We start from the raw sequence: 296 nt of genomic DNA on the forward strand, positions 1-296 counted from the left end.
TGAGGCGTTTGTTATGTGGCCGGCCACTCTCGCGATAAAACGGACATTTGGACTTTGTCCATGAATCGGCCATTGCGATAGCCCGATTCTCTTTTGATACCTTCGTGCTGATAGCCTGCCTTTTCATACGCTTTGATTGCCGCTACGTTGTCACAATATGCGGTCAATTCTATTCGATGTAAGCCAAGCTCTCGGAATCCATAATTAGTGACTAAACGCGTGACTTCTGTTCCTAGCCCCTTACCCCAAAATGCTTTATCACCAATGAGGATAAAATACTCACCACTTCGGTTAAG

The 296-nt window shown here is 45.6% G+C and carries 1 protein-coding gene; it reads right to left on the bottom strand.

Annotation, left to right across the window (positions count from 1 at the left end; all coding sequences use genetic code 11):
- Positions 1-11: 11 nt before the first annotated feature.
- The coding region (locus tag GOU96_RS18490) for a GNAT family N-acetyltransferase (protein WP_080483795.1) at positions 12-296 on the bottom strand (285 nt) is incomplete at its 5' end.

The organism is Vibrio sp. R-1 (assembly GCF_035615595.1).
GTDB classification, from domain to species: Bacteria; Pseudomonadota; Gammaproteobacteria; order Enterobacterales; family Vibrionaceae; genus Vibrio; species Vibrio cholerae.